Below are 4,639 nucleotides of genomic sequence, written 5' to 3'. Positions count from 1 at the left end.
TGCCCTGGCCGCAGGCCACTCCGCCCGCCGGCTGGCTGAAATGCAACGGTCAGGCCTTCGACAAAAATGTTTTTCCGAAACTGGCGCAGGTCTACCCCGGCGGCGTGCTGCCGGACTTGCGCGGTGAATTTATTCGCGGCTGGGATGATGGGCGTGGGGTGGATGCGGGGCGAGCATTACTGTCAATACAGGGAGACGCCATCCGAAATATAACCGGTGCTATAAGCGGTGGTAGTGTGTTTTTTGATGCATTTGTCGGCGCATTCTATGACTACGGTACACGCAGCGGGGTATCGGCAACATCGTATTCAAGCGTGAACCTATCTGATGATTTTGCATTCGATGCATCTAGGGTAGTCCCGACAGCCAACGAAAACCGCCCCCGCAATATCGCCTTTAGCTATATAGTAAGGGCGGCCTGACCATCTGGTTGTATCGATCCAATAGCTATCAAACTGCTATTTACGCGGTGAGGAAACTCACCGCGTTTCTGCTCTCTGCTTGCAGGTGATATTTGATGGTGCTCTGGTTATAGTAGGGACGTAGTGTGTAGATAATTGCGAGCGACACGATGACTCCTGACGAAAAAGCCCTGTTTCTGAGCGCCATGGACGATGTCAAACCGCTGAAACCGTCCTCAACCGTCGTTCACCTGAAGTCCGCCCTGCCGAATACGACTTCTCATCGTGTGCAAGAACCAGAGCAGGATAATTTCCTGATTACCGGATTTCTGGATCTGTTTTCGTGTGATACTCCGCTGGAATTCAGGAAGGAGGGTATCCAACAAGGCGTGGTGGATAAACTGCGTCAGGGAAAATATCCGCTGGATGCCAGCCTCAATTTGTTACGTCAACCGGTCGAGGCCTGTCGGCAGCAGCTATTTGCGTTTATGCGGGAGGCACAGCAGCATCATTTACGTAACCTGCTAATTATTCACGGTAAAGTCAGGCATGATAAATCACATGCCAATGTCATACGTAACTACCTGTTTCGGTGGTTGCAGCAGTTTGATGCAGTGCAGGCGTTCTGTGCCGCTCAGCCATTTCACGGGGGGGCCGGAGCTTGCTATGTATCGCTGAGAAAATCCGATCAGGCCCGGCAGAATAACCGCGAGAGACATGCTAAACGTAGTCGGTAATTCTTAATCTGTTCTAACAAACGCCCGGCTAGCCGGGCGTTAACGTATCAGTAACTCAGTTCCTCGATGGCCGGTCTGCTATAACCCAATTGACCTTTGGCGAAGATCATCAGCGATGTCAGCAACGCAGGAATGGCAAGAATAGTGAACATGACGCTCAACCCCCATCCCATGCTGACCACCTGCGCGCCGGCAAATGCGCTCATGATGGCTCCCATTCGGCCAATGCCGTGCATCCAGCCTGAACCGGTAGCACGGGCTTCCGTCGGGTAATAGCGAGCAGATAGCGCATTCATACCGGTATTGGCACCGTTAAGACAAAAGCCGCTGCCGAACGCCACCATAGCCAGTAGCACGAAGTAAGCATGGGTAACGCCAATCATTGCAGTGGCTACACCGCCGGCTGCATAAATGACACCCAGCGCCAGATGCGGGTTAACCCGGTCCATTAGCCAGCCTGCGAATAACGAACCGAATGTACCGCCAGCCTGATAGAGGGCCGTGATGACAGTCGCTTCAGTCACGCTCATGCCCGCCTCTTTGATGACGGTCGGCAGCCAACTTCCCAGCAAATACACCATGAACAGGCCAAAGAAGTAGCCGCCCCATAACATGACGCTACCAAAACGGTAAGAGCGAGATAACACCAGCCGTACAGCAAAAGCCGGTGACTTTTCTGCCACAGGCATAGCAAACACGCTGTCGGCCTGAGTAACGCCGGGGGCGATTTTATCTACAATGCGATGTATCTGGCGCGAACCTGCACGCTTGCTGACCAGAAAACGTACCGATTCTGGTAGTTTCATCAACAAAAACGGCACCAGCAGGAGTGGCAGAATACCGCCCATCAGTAATACGGAGTGCCAGCCCCATAGCGGAATCATCCAGGAGGCGGCAAATCCACCGCTGGCAGCGCCGAAGCTGAAGCCGCAGAAGACCACGGTAATGATGAAGGAGCGTTTTTTCTCCGGTGCAAATTCCGATACCAGCGTGCCGACATTCGGCATCGCAGCGCCTAAACCTAACCCGGTCAGAAAGCGGAAAATGACCATGTGTTGCAAATTATGGGAAAAGGCGGTTAATAACGTCCACAGGCCAAACAGGAATACACTGGCAATAATGATGGTTTTACGTCCACGCCAGTCTGCCAGCGGGCCGGACACCATCGCGCCCACCGCCAGGCCAATCAGCGCCGCGCTGATAACCACGGCCAGCTCGGCATTGCCAATTCCCCATGCTGACTTTAGCGAGGGAGCGATAAAACCCATAATGGCGATGTCCATGCCATCAAGCGCAATGATGCAAAAACAAAGGAAAACGATCAGTTTCTGATAAGCGCCAAGAGGACGCTGGTTTATCAGCTGGCGTACGTCAATCGCGGTGGAACCTGTCACGCTTTTTCTCCAACAATACCGCTAAATGTTCACAATGGCTTACACTGTAAACAATTATTTCCGATAGGGAAATATAATGTCAGGAAAAATTTTTGTGTACCGGATAAATAACAGCGGCGCACCCACTTAGGATGCGCCGTTTGACATGCCACTGGTTCTTAACGAAGCGGCTGGGGAAGGTGGATGATCCACAACTGGCTGGCCGCTTCATCCTTAGGGAGCGATTCGAGTTCCACCCGTGTATCGACAGGGTGGCCGTCTAGCAAGAGTTTGCCGTCAGGCCCGACCTGATAGCTGCCGATTTTCCTCACATCATTGGCGGGGTTAACCAGTACAGACTGTAAACCGAAATCATTGTCATTGGTTACCGCCAGCGTGCTGGCGTCAATCAGCGCCAACCCTTCAGCTTTCTCCGGCTTCCAGCCCAACTGACGTAAATCAACCAGTTGTTGTTTTTTCGCCAGTACGATGCCACGTTTCTCCAGCGTTTTGGCATCATTCCACTCAGCTGGCTGAGTTGCATCGAATGTGGTCAGGTCGCTGGCGTCACGCAGATCGACACGATAGATCAGGTTGTGTATCACCTTGTTCTTGCCAGTACCTTGTTCAATCACCAATACGTCATGATCGTTCAGTGCCACCATGTCGCCAATTTTAGCATCACCGGTTTTTTTCCACCGATCCACATCCAGTGGATAACCGTACATAGCCGTTTTACCTGTTGAAGGGTCAAAACTGACCAAACGGATAAACAACGCTTTATTTTGGGTTTTCCCCTCGATATCCAGCGTGCTTTGCACTGCGGCAAGAAGACGACCATCCGGCATCCGGGTGATGCCCTCAAAACCCCGGTTAGGTTGTCGCCATTTAAGAATGTTGGGTAAACCGCTGGCGACGGCTTGCTCGCCGGGTAGTGGCGTTGGTCCCACCTTTTCCAGAATGCTGCCCTGTGCATCAATATGAATCAGAAATGGTCCGTATTCGTCTGAGAGCCAGAATCCTCCCTGACCATCCAGGGTAATCCCTTCGGTATCCAGGCCACGGCGATCATCCGACAGTTTTTTCAGCACATCGCTGAGTGCTACCTCATTGGTCGTGCCGAGTAGCGAATCGGGCAAGGGCAAACCACTGACGGGACCCGATTCATCATGCAACTGACGGCGTGCTGTGGCTTGCGCGCCGTTGGCATCCACAGTAATGGTCATCATTGAGGGGGTAAAATCAGGTACGGCGAAAATTTTCGCCTCTTTGCCTTGATATTCCGGTGCATCAGCATTAGGTCCACGATCAGTAACGGTAGCAAAGGTAAGTTTATCGCCATCCCGCCCGATGAATGACAACCCGGAACCGATCCCCATAGGAAAACCGTTGGGGAAACGTGCCTGCCATTTGCCGTGATAACTGACCCGATCATTATCGGGAAACGTAATCTGGTACTGCTCAGTTTGAATATCCGCGGCCTGAACAACATGGGCCAGCAGGATCATAGAAAGAAGCGGTAAGCAAAGGCGCATAGTCAAATCCTGTAAAAGAAAGTGGCGTATTACACCAAAACTGTAATCGACGTATCGATGACGGTACAGGATGACAACAATACATATTGTAAAACGCGGTGAGCATCCTCACCGCGTGGTGGTTTACTACAGAGTAGACTTCGGTGCAGTCTCCACCGTCAGGCGGCCCTTACTATGTAGCTAAAGGCGATATTGCGGGGGCGAGAACCGCCAGCAATAAAGTAGGGATTATTGTTTAATGGGCGATTAGCATTCGTATCGACAGTTCTCTGATTGCTATTTCCTGTATAAGCGTATCCATTTATGGCGAAAGAGTAACCTTTCAATGCCGGCCCGTAATCAGCATCTACGATCGTATCGGTTTGTATTGATTGATTAAATTCAGAAATTGTCGCTGTGTTAGCTGTGGAACCTTCAACAACTAATAATTGTGCTGCATCAGGGCCGATGTTAGCAGTAATAAGGGTCGGGGCCTGTCGTGATAGCAGTCCACGCCCCGCATCCACCCCTCGTCCATCATCCCAGCCGCGAATAAATTCGCCGCGCAAGTCCGGCAGCACGCCGCCGGGGTAGACCTGCGCCAGTTTCGGAAA

Annotated in this window: 4 protein-coding genes and 1 pseudogene; 2 read left to right on the top strand and 3 right to left on the bottom strand. The window is 52.0% G+C overall.

Annotation, left to right across the window (positions count from 1 at the left end):
- Nucleotides 1–422 (top strand): phage tail protein (locus Dpoa2040_RS03095; RefSeq protein ID WP_168640259.1); only part of this gene is annotated, 422 nt, incomplete at its 5' end.
- Nucleotides 423–571: 149 nt separating this feature from the next.
- Nucleotides 572–1,138 carry a DNA endonuclease SmrA gene (smrA, locus tag Dpoa2040_RS03090; protein WP_168640258.1) on the top strand — a complete coding sequence of 189 codons (567 nt, stop codon included), beginning with the start codon at nucleotides 572–574 and terminating at the stop codon, nucleotides 1,136–1,138.
- Nucleotides 1,139–1,185: 47 nt separating this feature from the next.
- Here the strand turns inward: smrA and Dpoa2040_RS03085 are convergent, their stop codons facing one another.
- The 3 genes and pseudogenes from Dpoa2040_RS03085 to Dpoa2040_RS03075 form a co-directional block, all read right to left on the bottom strand.
- On the bottom strand, nucleotides 1,186–2,532 hold the full coding sequence (locus Dpoa2040_RS03085; RefSeq protein WP_168640257.1) for an aromatic acid/H+ symport family MFS transporter: 1,347 nt from the start codon (nucleotides 2,530–2,532) through the stop codon (nucleotides 1,186–1,188).
- Between the two features lie 158 nt (nucleotides 2,533–2,690).
- The gene (locus Dpoa2040_RS03080; protein ID WP_168640256.1) at nucleotides 2,691–4,046 is read right to left on the bottom strand and encodes an esterase-like activity of phytase family protein; all 1,356 of its coding nucleotides are present in this window, start codon (nucleotides 4,044–4,046) and stop codon (nucleotides 2,691–2,693) included.
- Nucleotides 4,047–4,204: 158 nt separating this feature from the next.
- Nucleotides 4,205–4,639 (bottom strand): annotated as a pseudogene (locus Dpoa2040_RS03075) (phage tail protein); the annotation flags it as partial.

This window comes from Dickeya sp. CFBP 2040, assembly GCF_012273755.1.
Lineage (GTDB): Bacteria > Pseudomonadota > Gammaproteobacteria > Enterobacterales > Enterobacteriaceae > Dickeya > Dickeya poaceiphila.
Note: the sequence above shows the minus strand (reverse complement) of the source record. Positions and strands in the feature narration are given on the sequence as shown.

Bases quoted from the DNA above. Each gene is read 5' to 3' on its own strand.
- smrA (WP_168640258.1), top strand. From the start codon at position 572: ATGACTCCTGACGAAAAAGCCCTGTTTCTGAGCGCCATGGACGATGTC.
- Dpoa2040_RS03080 (WP_168640256.1), bottom strand. From the start codon at position 4,046: ATGCGCCTTTGCTTACCGCTTCTTTCTATGATCCTGCTGGCCCATGTT.